Raw genomic sequence first — 15,231 nt, 5'->3', positions numbered from 1 at the left:
AAGAAGGTAAATGAGGAAATATTTCTGTCACCCATTTACCCTCTTTTTCTGGTTTAATATCCCCTACAATATCCCTATTAGGTTGCCCCTTTGGCGACTCCCCTCCACGTTCGACACGAAGAGAAAGTTATGACCCTTAATCGAGATTCCATCAACATTGTCGCTTCTGATCTAGACGGCACCTTACTGGCTCCAGACCACCTATTGAGTGCTAACACCAAGCAAACGTTAAAGGAACTGCACGCTAAGGGTTACACTTTCATTTTCGCAACCGGTCGTCACCATGTGGACGTCGCAGGCATTCGTCAATCTGTGGGTATTCCTGCCTACATGATTACGTCGAACGGCGCGAGAGTTCATGACCAGCAGGATGAACTGCTATACAGCCAGAACGTCCCTGAAGACCTAGTACAACCGATCGTTGATGTGCTCAACACCGACAGTGAGCTGTTTGTTCACATGTACCAAGACGATACATGGCTGCTTAACCAAGAAGATGAGTATCTGCGTAAGTTCCACACCGAAACAGGATTTAGCTATCACCTATTTGACGCCAACAATGCGCCAACAGATGGTATCGCCAAGATCTTCATTACCCATCCAAAGCAAGACCACGAACACTTGGTAGAATTTGAGGATGCATTGAGAGCTAAGTTTGGTGACGCTCTGAATATCGCCTTCTCTACGCCTTGGTGCCTAGAAGTGATGGCGAAAGAAGTCTCTAAAGGTGATGCGCTAAAAGCGGTCGCCGAGAAGCTTGGCTTAGGTCTTGAGAACTGCATCGCCTTTGGTGATGGCATGAACGATGTTGAAATGCTGACGATGGCAGGACACGGTTATGTGATGGAAAACGCTCACGACAAAGTGAAAAAAGCCCTACCAAACAACACCGTTATTGGCAGCAACGCCGACGATGCTGTCGCTGAATTTTTGAAAAAGCATCTGCTATAAGCCGAATATCAACAATCAAACTCCCATGCTCACCCCTATATAGCGCATATCCTAGCTATTGGGCGTGGGAGTTTTGTTTTATCTCGTTGGTGGCCAGTCGCTTGTTTAGCGCGCCACTCGACCCAAAATCGCAGACCATTCGATCTCTGACACTGGCATGACCGACAAGCGATTACCACGCTTCACTAGCGGCATGTTTTCCAGTTCCGGCATGGTTTTGAGCACACTTAACGGCAGCACACGCTTAAACTTTTCAACATATTCAATGTCTACCATTAACCAACGTGGGTTATCGGGTTCAGCTTTGGCATCGTAATAGTCACTATTGATATCAAACTGGAAATGATCGGGATACGCCTCTCTAGTAATACGAGCGATACCGGCAACCCCTATGGTTTTGCACGATGAGTGATAGATCAACACTAAGTCGCCAAGCTTCATCTCATCTCGAATCATGTTTCGTGCTTGATAATTGCGGATCCCTTCCCAGCATGAGCTCCCTTTGACACGCAGAGTGTCGATGGAAAACTCATCGGGTTCTGTTTTAAATAGCCAATATGCCATAATGGTCTAGATACCTGTGATCGTTCTAAATAAGGAAAATTTAATGACAATGTCGCGCCTACCGCTTGCGGTTGCTCCGCTCATATTGCTTCAAGCATGTTCGTCTTTCAATACAGAGACGCCGCCAAGCGCGCCTCCAGTACCTTCTGCGGAGCTATCACGTCCAGAAACTATCACACCACAAACTTATGTCATGCGCGGCCAAGCTGTCATTGGACACGAGACCCGCACCATTCAGCCGTGTGGCAGCCAGCATCAGTATTGGCTAGATTTGCCTAAAGAGGTTCGTCCGGAGGCAGAAAAGCTTACTCGTGAGCCTTATCAGCCAATATATGCGGAAGTGGTTGGCTATCTAGAGCCGCCGAGCCATCGTGGGTTTGATTCCGATTATACTGGCCGCTTTGTAGTGAAGCACGTTAACCTGCTGACCGCTGAAAATCCCAAGCGCTGCGATCAACCGCTACGACCAACACAGGTACTTGGCAATGAACCTTTCTGGTCTCTCAAGTTTGACAGCGCCAAGCAAGCGAGCTTTGCGATGATGGGCGAAGATAAACAGTCGCTCACGCTCAAAGATCGTAAGGTAACTCAGACCACCCGCCGTTATGAGTTTGATGATGCGAATCTTCAGATGAGTAGCAAGCTTTGCAATGACACCATGAGCGACTCTATTTATGGCTGGACAGGTGTACTGACCATGAACGGTCAGACTCGACAAGGCTGTGCCACGCTGTCGAACTCGGATACGACGCTAAACTGGGCTGGCAGTTATGTGGCACAATCCACAGAGACCACGGGCTTTACCATCTCGATGACGCTGCTTCCTGATCACACCGCTATCACTCGCTACGAGTATCCAGATGACTCGCCAGCAACCGAAGAGCGTGGCTTTTGGCAACAACTGAACAATCAGCAAGTCCAGGTCATCATGACGCGCCACCAGCAGCAGTATTTAGTGTCACAACGCATTTTCACCCTAGACGGCAATAAGCTGGTCGCTAAGCAAGAGAAGGTGGGCGATATCGTCTACCCAATCGCGAACGGTGGTTTAGTGCTTTATAAAGGCGAATAGAACCAACTATGAGCCAAATGTGCCCACGCTGTGGTTTTATCCACAACTGCTATTGTGAGGCGATCCCAACGATCGCCTCTGATCTTTGCTTTACCCTACTCACTCACCCTAACGAGCCTTCACGCGCCACCAATACTGGCAAGCTTATCGATAAATTATTTGATGACTGCGAAATTAGTGAGTGGCAACGTAAATCGCCGTGCGAGCGCTGCTTGCCTGACACTAGCCCCTTTAGTCCAGTACTGATATTTCCGTGTGAAGACAGTGTGCCGCTTGCTAAATGGCAACAGAAACAACAAGGTGCGAAAAGTAATTTCATTGTGCTTGATGGGACGTGGCAAGAAGCCAAAAAAATGCTGAATCGCAGCGCTTGGCTGCAATCGCTGCCCAAGGTGCACCTAGATAGCGCCGAGCTATCACAATACCAATTAAGACGAAACCAAGAGCCGGGCAATCTCTGCACCTTTGAGGTGTGCGCCGAGATTACTCGAGAGGTAGGAAATGAACATGACGCCAATGCCATGCTCACGTTCTTTGAAGACTACTTGCTGCGCTTTCAGGCAGAGCGCAGCGGACATGCGTTAACGCGCTAGCCTCTATCGCTCAGCGCGTAACTCAAGTAACTGCTCGATGTCGCTAATCTCGACATCTGGCAGCACTTTCATTCGGCGTGTGTCACGAGGCGTGAATCCTTTATCGTTAAACCAACAAGCACTGAAGCCATTACGCTTCGCTCCCTCAACATCGGTCACCACATGATCGCCAACATGCAAAATATGCTGACGCGGCAAGGCCAAAAAGTCTGCGGCTTTATCAAACATGTCCGCAAAGGGCTTAGCTCTGCCATCAGGGCCTGCCTTAAGCACTAAGGCAAAGTATCGACTCAGCCCGATTTTGTCGACGTTCACATTGCCATTAGTAATAGCAACCAAGGGTATCGCGGCACTCAACTTACTCAAAACCTGATGTGTTTCATGTGGAACATCGAAGTCACTGCGCCATTCCAAAACATGACGAATTAAGGTCTGTGCAGCTTCAGTAGCTTTAGGATCATCGTAACCCAAATGCTCCAAACCCTGCTTCACTTGCTGATAACGCCACTCTGTGACGTCGTGTTTCAACATAGGATTTTGCTCTATCAACTTAGACTTAAAGGCCTGCCACTGCGCTTTATCCCACTGCTGACTGATAGGATGGGTTTGTAGTAGCCATTGTGTGGCTTTTTGTTCGACCTCGCGAATAATCGGCCAGTTATCATAAAGCGTATCATCGAGATCAAAGGTCATCGCCTTGATCGGTTGTAAACTGCGATAGAAGCGCATCAGGAATCCTCTTGTTGCTTAGGCTTACCTTTCTTATGTGCTCTTGGGTGAGCTTGATCATACGCTTGGGCAAGATGTTGGAAATCAAGGTGAGTATAGATTTGTGTGGTCGAGATATTCTCATGGCCCAGCAACTCTTGAACCGCACGCAGGTTGTTGCTCGACTCTAGCATGTGCGTCGCAAAAGAGTGACGCAGTTTGTGCGGACTGACGTGGCTCGCCAATGATTGCTTCTGTCCCCACTCTGCCATACGCTTTTGCACGCTGCGGTGTGAAATACGGGTACCAAGCTTTGAGACAAATAATGCTGGCTCACCGGGTTTAGCCAGCTCACCACGAACCTTTAGCCATTTCTGCGCCCACTCAGCCGCATAGCCCGAAAACGGCACCTTACGCTCTTTGTTACCTTTACCAATCACACGGATCTCTCCGCTCGATAGGTTGAGGTGTTTAACATCGATGCCGACCATTTCCGCTAAGCGAAGACCTGCACCATACATCATCTCCATCATGGCACGATCGCGAATAGCCAAAGGATCGGTCTCATCCACTTCCAGCAACTGAGAAACCTCATCAACATCCAAATTCTTAGGGAGCGGCCTTTGCTTGCGCGGGGCACTGACGCCTTTCGCAGGGTTCGCCGTTAGCTCTCCTCTCAAGATAAGAAAGTCAAAGAAGCTGCGTAGTGAGGATAAGCGCGTGGCAATACTGCTGGCTTTCATTCCTTCACGCATACCTTTACCAGCCAGCTGCCTCACCCAGCCAGCATCAACTTGAGTCCAGGCTTTTACACCCATCTCATTTAAGTGCTGACCCATGGTTTCTAGTTGCTGACGATAGTTGCGTTGAGTGTGTAGGCTAAGCCCTTTCTCACTGCGAAGGTATTCGTAGAACTTATCGAGTGGCTTTTGCAGCCCACTCGGCAAGTTAACCTTAGGCGTGGCTTGGTCTGACATTGTCTTCCTCTTGCACCTGCCAATCGAGGTGCTCACAAAGATAGGAAACCACCAGCGCGAGATGGCGTAAAAACAGGGTATCCATATCCGGTTGGAAGTGACCACCATCTTCACTTGAGAAGATCAGCAATCCTTGCGCGAACTTACGCTTAAGAGGCAGCACCACATATGAGCCGAGCTCTGGCACGTGACCATCGGCAATCTGCTGCTCAGTAAACAGCATAGTACGATCGGCCTGACGCAGGCGACCAAGATAAGCGTCTTTGCCATTCAAATGGTTAGTGGTGAAACGCTGCCAACTCTCAAGTGAGAGTGGATCGGCACTGTCATCGCTGTCGATAAGCTTTAGGTAGCCACGCAGGTTAAGACCCGCTGCCGTTTGCTTAATGGCGGATATGACGCTTTGTAGATCATGGCACTTCAAGAGGTTCTCTTGCAGCGACATGAACTCATAGAAGGTTTTATCGTTGCGAGCAGCCAGAGACATCAATGCGGTGATCTCTTCCTCAAGCGCCTCAATACGCTCACGCTGTCGTTGCAACTGAATACCAACCAAGGACACGGCGCCTTGCTGTTGGTGCGGGAGGGAAAGGGATTCTACTAGTGATTCTCTACCCTTAAAAAAATCTGGATGATCAGAAAGATACTCGGCTACCACTTCTGCTGTTAGGTGGCTTGCTTCAAACTCAGACAAAATGCTTCCCTTTAATCCCTGTCAAATAGATAAAAAAATGGCGGGCCAGTGAACGGCCCGCCATTAGTATAATGGGTTATTGGCTAACAAGAAATCTGCCCATCGAAAACGTGAGCCGCCGCGCCAGTCATATAGAGCGGATGACCCGGCCCCTTCCAACTGATTTTAAGGTCACCACCTGGCAGATGCACTTTTACGGTTTCATCTAATAGACCTTGCACAATGCCAACTGCAACCGCGCCACAAGCACCACTTCCACACGCTTGTGTTTCGCCCGCGCCGCGCTCATAAACACGAAGGTTAACTTCACCGCGACTCAGCACTTGCATAAAGCCCGCGTTTACGCGCTCTGGAAAGCGCTCGTGCGACTCTAACAGAGGGCCTAATGTGTCCACGTCTGCGGTTTCTGTATCATCAACAACCGTCACTACATGCGGATTGCCCATACTCACTGCCCCACAGAACAAGGTATGGTCACCAGCACGCAGAATATAGGTCTTCTCTTTCTGCTTCGCCTTAAATGGGATCTTGTTTGGCTCGAACTCCGGCTGGCCCATATTGACCGTCACGAGATCGTTCTCTTCCAACTTAAGAACCATTTTGCCTTTCTTGGTACTGACACTGATGCTGTACTTGTTGGTCAGCCCTTTCATCTGCACAAAGCGAGCAAAGCAGCGCGCGCCGTTACCACATTGCTCAACCTCACTACCGTCAGCATTGAAGATGCGGTAATGAAAATCCGTCTCTGGATCGTATGGAGCTTCAACAATCAGTAATTGGTCAAAACCAACACCAGTATGCCTATCTGCTAAACGGCGGATAAGCTCAGGCGAAAAGAAAACGTTCTGGGTAATACAATCAACAACCATAAAGTCGTTGCCCAGACCGTGCATTTTAGAAAAGTGGAAGTGCATAGTGGTTCAGTTACTCCGGCAAAATGCTTTCTAATTCCCAAAGACTCTCAAGTGTTTCACGCTTACGAACAAGGTGTGCCTTATCTCCATCCACCATCACTTCCGCCACGCGCGGGCGAGTGTTGTAGTTTGAAGACATAACAAAGCCATAGGCACCCGCTGAGCGCACAGCCAGCAAATCATTTGGCTCTAGCACCAAGGCACGGTCTTTACCGATAAAGTCACCCGTTTCACAAATTGGACCGACCAAGTCGTATGTCGTCGCGTCACCATCACGAGGGGCTACAGGGATGATGTCTTGCCAAGCTTGGTACAGCGCAGGACGCATAAGATCGTTCATTGCCGCGTCGATAATCGCGAAATTTTTGTGCTCAGTGTGTTTTAGGAATTCAACCTTGGTCAGAAGCACGCCAGCATTCGCGGCAATTGCACGACCCGGTTCAAAGATAAGCTCAAGCTCAGGATGGTTCTCTAAGCGAGCCAGTAGCGCTTTAGCATAATCCGAAGGTTGTGGTGGCAGTTCGTCACGATAAACCACACCAAGACCACCGCCGACATCAAGGTGACGAATATCCACACCGTCGGCGCGCAATTGGTCGATAAGCGCGAGCAAGCGATCGGTCGCATCGATAAAAGGTTCAATGTCCGTTAGCTGCGAGCCGATGTGACAATCAATACCGTGAACCGCAAGGTTGTCTAGGCTTTGTGCAAACTTGTACACTGCAGGGGCACGGTCGAATGCGATACCGAATTTATTATCACGAAGACCGGTTGAAATATAAGGGTGCGTGTTGGCGTCAACATCTGGGTTAATACGCAGAGAAATTGGCGCAATCACGCCCATTTCACCCGCAACTTGGTTGAGACGCTCAAGCTCTGGTTCAGACTCGACGTTAAAGCATTTAATACCCAGCTCTAGTGCGCGGCGCATCTCTTGTGCCGTTTTACCAACACCAGAGAAAACCACTTTACTTGGATCGCCGCCCGCGGCTACCACACGCTCTAGCTCGCCGCCCGAGACAATATCAAAGCCTGAGCCTAAACGTGCGAGTGCATTAAGTACACCGATGTTCGAGTTTGCTTTCACCGCATAGCACACAAGGTGTGGATGATCGCCGACAGATTTATCAAACGCATTCCAGTGACGCTCTAGCGTCGCGCGCGAATAAACATAAAGTGGTGTGCCGTATTGCTCGGCTAGTTCGGTAAGTGACGTATTCTCGGCCCAAAGCTGGCCATCGTCCTGATAGTTGAAATAATCCAAATCCTGTATCCCTTTACACTGTGTCGATGGCGGTGGTTATTGTGCTTGCTCGTTTGCTGGCGCTTCTTCTGCAGGAAGATAAAGTGGACCCATTTGGCCGCATCCCGCAAGTCCAACCACAACGAGCATAAAAATTGCCGTAATCGTCTTTTTCATTTTGCATGTCGTGATTATTGAATCAATGCCCCCTATAATCGCACCACGAATTAGAAAAGCAATAGGATTACAAAATGAACGACACGGAATTTCACCAATTAGTCGATGAGCAGATGCAAAACATCGAAGAGGCGATTGACGATTCAGGTGCAGATATCGATTACGAAGTGACAGGCAACGTCATGACGCTAGAATTTGAAGACCGCAGTCAAATCATCATTAACCGCCAAGAGCCTATGCATGAGATTTGGCTAGCGTCTAAATCAGGTGGTTTCCACTTCAAATTGATTGAAGGCAAATGGACATGCTCAAAGACTCAGCTTGAGCTGATGGCGATGGTAAAAGAAGAGTGTGAAAAGCATGCCGGCGAATCTATCGACTGGGTCTAACCCCAATCGATAGTCATTACGCATTAACGGCTTTTGAGTTTCTCGAGTTTGGAGAGCCACCATCATTACGATAAGGAATGATGTAAGGTTCTCCCTCCTCGGCATGCACTAACTGGTAGTACTGAGGAAGGTTAAAGTTAATCAGTTTCGATGACACCTCTCCACCATTATCCACATTGGAGGTGTAGAAGCTGTTCACACTCGCGATCATCTCATCTTTACTGCCACGCATCTGGTGGTAAACCTCCACCTGATTCGACTCATCCAACACATAGATGTTGAAGCCGTTATCCGTGTCTTCAAAGAAGAACTGAATCAAGCCCTCACTCGCAAACCCATCGACCACTTCTGGAAGCTGATACTCTTCTTCACGATCAAGCATGAGCAGTGGCGAGCCTTGCAGCTTATTGGTCGAGATGCTGCGATAGAAGTCCACCGAGTTCTCAAGCTTTTGGACTGACACACCGCGACGCTCAAAGAATAAGCCATACATCTGATTCGCGACTTTGAGTGCTTTGAAACGACGACGCTTCTCTTGGTCGATCGGCTTCAATCTCAATTCAATACACTCGGCGAGAAGTTGGTAGACGGTATTTCTCAGCACACCACGAAGGTTCTTGCTGTAACAGAAAACGTCGACAGACTCTGGCGGCAGCGCATCTTGGTGCATCTTACCCAACACCGTCTTCAGCGCATCAAGCATAGCGGTATCACCTTCAAAATGAAGGGTACGCACTTCATGCCAAGAGTTGCGATAGACCAGATCAACAGAGCCGATGAGGCTCTGCCCTTCGCTACCAAAACTCAGGATATCAACGTTTTTGAGGTCCACTTTAGAGGCTTTTGCCGACAAGTCCTTGGTTGGGTCGTTCTCAAAGTTGATGAACATCGCCAACTGGCTTATTTCACACGGGCTACCAAGCGCCTGCATACTCGGGCGGCGCTTGCGCAGTGAGAAGGTGTTTCTTAGATCGCTCACCATTTGATAGAACTTGTCGATATCAATATGAGCATCACGCACCACAGAATTGAGTCGTGTTGACTCAGTGATCAAGCCATTAAAAAACGCCCACGCCACGAGCTTACTGAGATACTCGTTATGCTCGAGTGGTGCTTGACCCAAGATTCGGTGTGGGATCAACGGTTGCTTGTACAGGTACCAGCCTGATTGATAGCTCTTACCTTCCTGCACCTCGATAAAGGTAAGGTCAGGCTCGTGTAAGTCAGGCGAGATCTGCGGATTGAGCAGAGTTACCTTACCCGGCAACACCTCAAATGCCGCATACAGCTTACGCGCCAAGATACTGATATCTTGTGGGCTGATTGCAGAAGTAATGTCATTGCGTCGTGCAAACTGGATAAGGTTACGATAGCTAAGCATGAGCGCATCGAGCAAGTCGTTGTGAACGCGCATCACCTGCTCAACCTTCCAATTACGGCGATCGTCTAGCTCTTGCAATACCTCAAGTGACCAGTTCCATTTTGTCGTCATGTGCGACAGCGCTTCACGGCGCCATGGCATAGAGCCAATGCCTGGTTCACGAGAAAGCTTCTCGTGTGTTTTGAGATAGAAACAGCGGCGAACAAGGTCGAGACGCGTGGAGTCTCCGATACGTTCAAGGTATCGAGTCACCTTCTCAAGCATCAGGTAGTAGGCATCCATCCCGTAGAGATCAGGCTCATGGGCAAAGAAGCGACGCTTGGTGTCGATGCTTAGCAGTTGCGTATGTGGATATTCCCAAGAATAGGCCTCAAGTAGGATCGCCTTTAACACCGATTTATACGGTGAGTCGATACTCTTATAGAGCTGCCATAGGCTAGAGCCAAAGTACTCTTCCGCTGGGATGCGATTTAAGCGACCGAAGTCGATCCACTCATCGCAATTGATGTGACCTTTTTGGCACATTTCAGCGACATAATCCTCGTAGCATTCCTCCATCTCAGGGGGAACAATTTGCCACAATAGTCGCTGACCACCCAGCCTAACGGCTGAGCGATAGAATTCGTCAAGCAATAGCAGGTGTTGTGAGGAGCCACAGTTGTCGCCCGTCATCTCCTCAGAGATGTTGCTGCGAAAACGCTCCTCATCCATCAAGAAGAAGTTCGCTTCCACCCCTAGCCCTTTGGCCCAGTCGGTGATCAACAAGCATTTATTGCTGAGTTTCTCACGAGACTTGGTCGACATCTCAGGTGAAATACACACCCAGATATCCAAGTCACTCGAGGTACTTTGACCAATCGATGAGGTACTACCCATGGTGTAAAGACCAAGGATGTCATTCTCTGTCGGCTCAGGGAGTGGTTGACCAAGCGCTAAGGCGATGTCATCAAGGAACTGCTGCTGTAGAGCATTCGCTTCAAAACCAAACAGACCGCATGGGCTTTCTGCTTCATAGAAGCCAGGGATAATGGGGTGATTGAAATGGAAAAGGGCTGGAATCAGTTGGAATACACGCTGTCCTTGGAGATCCATAAGCGCCAGCGCGCGCTCAATACGCTGCTGGTTAAGGGTATCTAACCTTTGGATGAGAGTTTGAGTGTATGCCTGCAAGGGTGATTCCTAGATTCAATCTAACTGCTATTTTGCATAGGTTTTAAACAAAAGAGCGTTCAAAACGTGATCAATGTAACATTTTTATTATAGGCGGTAAAGCAATACTCGGCACTACGACAACTCATACCCACTAATGCGGGACTTGGTTTAGCCTTCCAAATCATAGCGGACAATTCTAACAGTAGTTACCACAACAAATGCGATTAAACTCACAGTATTGATAATATTTGTGATCGGTGAAGTTATCCCTCACTTTGGGTATTGGGAAATCACTAAGCATTTCATAGAGTCGATGGTACGATTACGCTATTGAAACCACCTAGAAGTTTACGAGAACGATATGACACAGACTCAGCCAATTCGAATTGCCACCCGAAAAAGCCCACTTGCTTTGTGGCAGGCTCACTATGTAAAAGATGCCCTGATTGCTGCGCACCCAGGACTCGAGGTTGAGTTGGTGACAATGGTGACCAAAGGTGATGTCATTTTAGATACCCCACTTGCCAAGGTTGGCGGTAAAGGACTTTTCGTAAAAGAGCTCGAAGTGGCGATGCTTGAAGGTCGTGCTGACCTCGCGGTTCACTCGATGAAAGATGTGCCTGTCGACTTTCCTGAGGGGCTTGGTCTAGTCACTATCTGTGAGCGCGAAGACCCGCGCGACGCATTTGTCTCTAATACCTATGCGAGCATTAGCGAACTACCACAAGGCGCTGTCGTGGGCACGTGTAGCTTGCGCAGACAATGCCAGCTAAAAGAGCAGCGCCCAGACCTCATCATCAAGGAGCTACGAGGCAATGTCGGCACCCGTCTAGGCAAACTCGACAACGGTGAGTACGACGCCATAATTCTCGCCGCAGCAGGTCTTAAGCGCTTAGAGCTTGAGTCTCGCATTCGCAGCTTTATCGAGCCAGAAGAATCGCTACCTGCCGTTGGTCAAGGTGCAGTTGGCATTGAGTGCCGCCTCGATGATGAGCGCCTTATCAAGCTACTTGAGCCTTTGAACCATGCAGAAACGGCAGACCGCGTACGCTGCGAGCGCGCAATGAACCTAACTCTTGAAGGTGGCTGCCAGGTTCCAATCGGCAGCTATTCTTTAATTGATGGCGACTACATCTGGCTACGCGCTTTAGTGGGTGAACCCGATGGTAGCAAAATCATTCGCGGTGAAATCCAAGGTAGTCGCAAAGATGCCGAAGCGTTAGGTGTGCAACTTGCTAACCAGCTCCTAAACGACGGCGCAAAAGAAATTCTAGAGAAACTCTATCAAGATCACGAGTAATGCGAGATGAGAGTACTGGTAACAAGGCCTGAAACCCAAGGTGCCGAACTCTGTAAACAAATCGAACGTATGGGGGGCTTTGCCCTCCACTATCCTCTTATTGACATTTCTTTTCCCACTATTCAAGCAGCCGACAGTGCGCACTTTTGTCAATCAGACATCGTCATCGCCGTCAGCCAATACGCAGTGCAAGGTCTAGAGCACTACCTCAACCGCACCTCCGTTTGCGCGCCTAAACAGGCTATTTATCTTGGCGTTGGTCAAAAAACCGCACATGAATTAAGCAAACTGGTACAACAAAACGTAAACTATCCCTCGATAAGCGACAGTGAGCACCTGCTCGCTTTGCCAGAGCTTGCACAGATTTCAGGACAAGTCGTGACCATCCTCCGAGGTAATGGCGGGCGTGAACTCATTTACGAGCAGTTGACGAAACGCGGTGCATATGTGCAATATCTGGAAATGTATCAGCGTCAGTATCGCTCGTTCGATAAACAAGCCCTCGAGCACTGGCAAGATAGTAAAACTGACACGTTAGTGGTCACAAGCGGTGAACAACTTGAATATTTGCTGTCTCAAGTACCAGAGTCAAACCATGACTGGTTAAGACAACATCAGCTTTTGGTTCCAAGTGAACGAATCGCTAATCTCGCGATGACACAGGGATTTAATAACGTAACGAACACCCAAGGTGCATCGAACTCTACTCTATTTGCTGCTCTCCAGCGTCTAAAAACAGGACTTAACAATGACGAACAAAAATAAAGACGAGCAAATCCAGTCGGAAGACAAACAAGACGTTACTACTCTAGCCCCAGAGAACACCCAAGAATCGATCGAGCCTGAAGCGCCAGCATCGGAAGCAGAAAGCTCGCAACCTAAATCACCTGAATTTGAAGAAAAGCAGGGTAAGCGCGGCGTGAAGCTCGGTACCGCAGCCATTATCCTTGCACTGCTGCTTGGTGGTGGCATGACGTTCATGATGCAAAAGCAAGCGGGCGATTATGAAGCTCGCATTGCAAGGCTTGAAGCACAGATTAAAGCATCACAAAGCTCATTGAGTTCTGAGATGCAGCAGGTTCAGGCAGATACGCTGGAACAAGCAAAAACCATGACCCACAAAGCCGAAGTCGTGCTTGGCCAGCAGAAAAAGAGCATTGAAAGCCTGCAACTTGCCGTGGCGGATGTAAAAGGTCGCCGTCCTAATGACTGGCTGTTAGCAGAAGCGGATTACCTGGTTAAACTGGCGGGCCGCAAACTGTTTTTGGAGCATGATGTCGTCAGTGCGACACGCTTGATGGAAAGTGCGGACCAACGTATCGCTGCGCTAAACGACCCAAGCCTTGTATCCCTACGTCAATCCATGGCAAACGACATTACTAAGCTTCGTACCGTGCCTTTGATTGACCGTGACGGGCTAGTACTACGCTTAACCTCACTGCAGCGCCAAGTCGACCAACTTCCGCTGGCTAATGCGATCCTTCCTGATGCCCCTGCTGTTGAGAAGCGCCAAGTATCGCAAGACATCTATGACTGGCAAGACAACCTAATGACATCACTGAAGGATTTCTCAGAAAACTTCATTACCTTCCGCAGCCGCGACGGGAATGTGATTCCGCTATTGTCTCCTGAGCAGCACTTCTATTTGAGAGAAAACATCAAGTCTAAAATCGAGACCGCGATTCGTGCGACCTACGAGGAGCAAGGTGAGATCTACAAGATGTCGCTAGAGACGGCTGAAGAGTGGTCAGAATCCTTCTTCGATATGGATAACAATAGCGTCAAAGAGTTTAACGCTGCACTTGGCAAGCTTAGTCAACAAAACATTCAGGTCGACTATCCAGTTAAGCTAGAAACGCAAGCGAAGCTGTCTGACGTGATCAGCGAGCGTTTACGCCGTGAAGTCACTACCATCATCACGGAGGAGAAATAATGATTCGATTAATTTTTCTCTTCGTCGTCCTTGGCGCAGGTCTATTTGTTGGTACGCAGTTTTCCGGTCAACAAGGCTATGTGCTGATCTCGATTGCTGATAAGACCATCGAGATGAGTGTCACCACGCTTGTAGTGTTTGTGATCGCTGCGCTTGCAGCACTGTTTCTACTTGAGTACATCATCAAGAAAATTCTCTACACCAGTGTGACCACCTTTAATTACTTTAGTGTGCGCAAAATGCGTCGCTCTCGCCGCTATACCAATGAAGGTATCGTTAAGCTACTAGAGGGTGACTGGAAGCTCGCAGAGAAGAAAGTAACTCGCTGGGCGAATTACCACGACATGCCACTACTGTGTTATCTGGTGGCGTCAGAGGCAGCGTTGGGACAAGGCGATAAAGCAAAGCGTGACCACTACCTAGATCTTGCTTCTCAACAAGAAAACTCTGAGCTGGCCGTGCAGCTTACTCGAGCTAAACAAGCAGTCCGCGAAGAAGAATGGGAAGTCGCAGCGTCGACTCTTGAGACATTAAAAGCTGAACACCCAAGTAACACCATCGTTTTAAGCCTACTGAAGACAACCTATCGCGAACTTGGCGAATGGCAGGCTCTGATTGATCTTCTGCCTAAGCTAAACAAAGCAAAACTCATCGATACTGAAGAGCAAGCGGAATTAGAAGAGCGAGCTCAGTGTGGTCTGCTTGAAGACATCGCTAGCCAGCAAGGCAGTGAAGGCTTAATCAGCCATTGGAATAAACTACCTCGTAAGACACGCCAAAGCACGCACTTAGTCGGATGCTTCACCAAGCAGCTTATCGCTCGTAAGGCAGACGCAGAAGCGTTTACGGTTATCAAAGAGACGCTCAAGAAGCAGGGGCATGACGAGCTGTATACGTTGCTACCAGAACTTAACCTAGCAGACGCGCATCCCGTTGTTGTGATGCTCGAAGATGTCGTGAAGAAGCAACCAGATAATGCAAAAGCACAAAGCGCATTAGCACAGTTCTATTTCCGTGATGAAAAATGGCCAGAAGCACAGCGTCATTTCGAGCGTGCGTTATCTATCCGCCCAGATGTCTCTGACTACGCCTATTTAGCAGACACATTAGAGAAGCAGAACCTGACTAAAGCAGCAGGTGAAGTTTCTCGTAAGGCATTGACCCTAATCGAAAGTAAATAAGC

16 protein-coding genes are annotated in these 15,231 nt (G+C 48.8%); 8 read left to right on the top strand and 8 right to left on the bottom strand.

Annotated features, from left to right (window positions below):
- Window positions 1-129: 129 nt before the first annotated feature.
- Window positions 130-951 carry a Cof-type HAD-IIB family hydrolase gene (locus tag LY387_RS00395; RefSeq protein ID WP_042478765.1) on the top strand — a complete coding sequence of 274 codons (822 nt, stop codon included), beginning with the start codon at window positions 130-132 and terminating at the stop codon, window positions 949-951.
- Window positions 952-1,056: 105 nt separating this feature from the next.
- Here the strand turns inward: LY387_RS00395 and LY387_RS00390 are convergent, their stop codons facing one another.
- Window positions 1,057-1,515 carry an EVE domain-containing protein gene (locus LY387_RS00390; protein WP_234494942.1) on the bottom strand — a complete coding sequence of 153 codons (459 nt, stop codon included), beginning with the start codon at window positions 1,513-1,515 and terminating at the stop codon, window positions 1,057-1,059.
- 43 nt (window positions 1,516-1,558) lie between these two features.
- Here LY387_RS00390 and LY387_RS00385 point away from each other — a divergent pair, with 43 nt between their 5' ends.
- Window positions 1,559-2,587 (top strand): COG3650 family protein, encoded by a 1,029-nt coding sequence (locus tag LY387_RS00385; protein ID WP_234494941.1) that lies wholly within the window; start codon window positions 1,559-1,561, stop codon window positions 2,585-2,587.
- A gap of 8 nt (window positions 2,588-2,595) precedes the next feature.
- Complete coding sequence (locus tag LY387_RS00380; RefSeq protein ID WP_234494940.1) at window positions 2,596-3,180, top strand: tRNA-uridine aminocarboxypropyltransferase; 585 nt, start codon at window positions 2,596-2,598, stop codon at window positions 3,178-3,180.
- Window positions 3,181-3,183: 3 nt separating this feature from the next.
- On the opposite strand, the gene yigB is transcribed toward LY387_RS00380, so the two are convergent.
- From yigB to lptM, 6 genes are all read right to left on the bottom strand, one after another.
- Window positions 3,184-3,909, bottom strand: coding sequence for a 5-amino-6-(5-phospho-D-ribitylamino)uracil phosphatase YigB (gene yigB, locus LY387_RS00375; protein ID WP_234494939.1), 726 nt, complete (start codon window positions 3,907-3,909; stop codon window positions 3,184-3,186).
- Complete coding sequence (gene xerC, locus LY387_RS00370; RefSeq protein WP_234494938.1) at window positions 3,909-4,865, bottom strand: tyrosine recombinase XerC; 957 nt, start codon at window positions 4,863-4,865, stop codon at window positions 3,909-3,911. Before xerC ends, yigB begins: the two co-directional genes overlap by 1 nt.
- Entirely contained in the window at window positions 4,843-5,559 is a 717-nt protein-coding gene (locus LY387_RS00365; protein ID WP_234494937.1) for a DUF484 family protein, read from the bottom strand. Before LY387_RS00365 ends, xerC begins: the two co-directional genes overlap by 23 nt.
- A gap of 83 nt (window positions 5,560-5,642) precedes the next feature.
- Window positions 5,643-6,473: a diaminopimelate epimerase gene (gene dapF, locus LY387_RS00360; protein WP_042478753.1), complete on the bottom strand. Its 831-nt coding sequence runs from the start codon at window positions 6,471-6,473 to the stop codon at window positions 5,643-5,645.
- 10 nt (window positions 6,474-6,483) lie between these two features.
- Complete coding sequence (gene lysA, locus LY387_RS00355) at window positions 6,484-7,737, bottom strand: diaminopimelate decarboxylase (RefSeq protein WP_234494936.1); 1,254 nt, start codon at window positions 7,735-7,737, stop codon at window positions 6,484-6,486.
- A 36-nt stretch (window positions 7,738-7,773) separates the two neighbouring features.
- Complete coding sequence (gene lptM, locus LY387_RS27240; protein ID WP_419153417.1) at window positions 7,774-7,893, bottom strand: LPS translocon maturation chaperone LptM; 120 nt, start codon at window positions 7,891-7,893, stop codon at window positions 7,774-7,776.
- 74 nt (window positions 7,894-7,967) lie between these two features.
- Here lptM and cyaY point away from each other — a divergent pair, with 74 nt between their 5' ends.
- Window positions 7,968-8,282 carry an iron donor protein CyaY gene (gene cyaY / locus LY387_RS00345; protein ID WP_128650156.1) on the top strand — a complete coding sequence of 105 codons (315 nt, stop codon included), beginning with the start codon at window positions 7,968-7,970 and terminating at the stop codon, window positions 8,280-8,282.
- Window positions 8,283-8,298: 16 nt separating this feature from the next.
- Here the strand turns inward: cyaY and LY387_RS00340 are convergent, their stop codons facing one another.
- A complete protein-coding gene (locus LY387_RS00340) occupies window positions 8,299-10,833 on the bottom strand; it encodes a class I adenylate cyclase (RefSeq protein WP_234494935.1) in 2,535 nt (844 codons plus the stop codon).
- A 343-nt stretch (window positions 10,834-11,176) separates the two neighbouring features.
- Between LY387_RS00340 and hemC the strand changes: the two genes are divergently transcribed.
- From hemC to LY387_RS00320, 4 genes are read left to right on the top strand one after another with little or no spacing between them, the layout of a single operon-like run.
- The gene (gene hemC, locus LY387_RS00335) at window positions 11,177-12,115 is read left to right on the top strand and encodes a hydroxymethylbilane synthase (RefSeq protein WP_234494934.1); all 939 of its coding nucleotides are present in this window, start codon (window positions 11,177-11,179) and stop codon (window positions 12,113-12,115) included.
- A 6-nt stretch (window positions 12,116-12,121) separates the two neighbouring features.
- Window positions 12,122-12,880 (top strand): uroporphyrinogen-III synthase, encoded by a 759-nt coding sequence (locus LY387_RS00330; RefSeq protein WP_234494933.1) that lies wholly within the window; start codon window positions 12,122-12,124, stop codon window positions 12,878-12,880.
- Window positions 12,864-14,048, top strand: coding sequence for a uroporphyrinogen-III C-methyltransferase (locus tag LY387_RS00325; RefSeq protein ID WP_234494932.1), 1,185 nt, complete (start codon window positions 12,864-12,866; stop codon window positions 14,046-14,048). Before LY387_RS00330 ends, LY387_RS00325 begins: the two co-directional genes overlap by 17 nt.
- Complete coding sequence (locus LY387_RS00320) at window positions 14,048-15,229, top strand: heme biosynthesis protein HemY (protein WP_234494931.1); 1,182 nt, start codon at window positions 14,048-14,050, stop codon at window positions 15,227-15,229. Before LY387_RS00325 ends, LY387_RS00320 begins: the two co-directional genes overlap by 1 nt.
- Window positions 15,230-15,231: the final 2 nt, after the last annotated feature.

The sequence above is a fragment of the Vibrio maritimus genome (assembly GCF_021441885.1).
In the GTDB taxonomy this organism is placed as follows: domain Bacteria; phylum Pseudomonadota; class Gammaproteobacteria; order Enterobacterales; family Vibrionaceae; genus Vibrio; species Vibrio maritimus_B.
The sequence above is the reverse complement of the archived record's forward strand: the minus strand, read 5'-3'. Positions and strand labels throughout refer to the sequence as shown.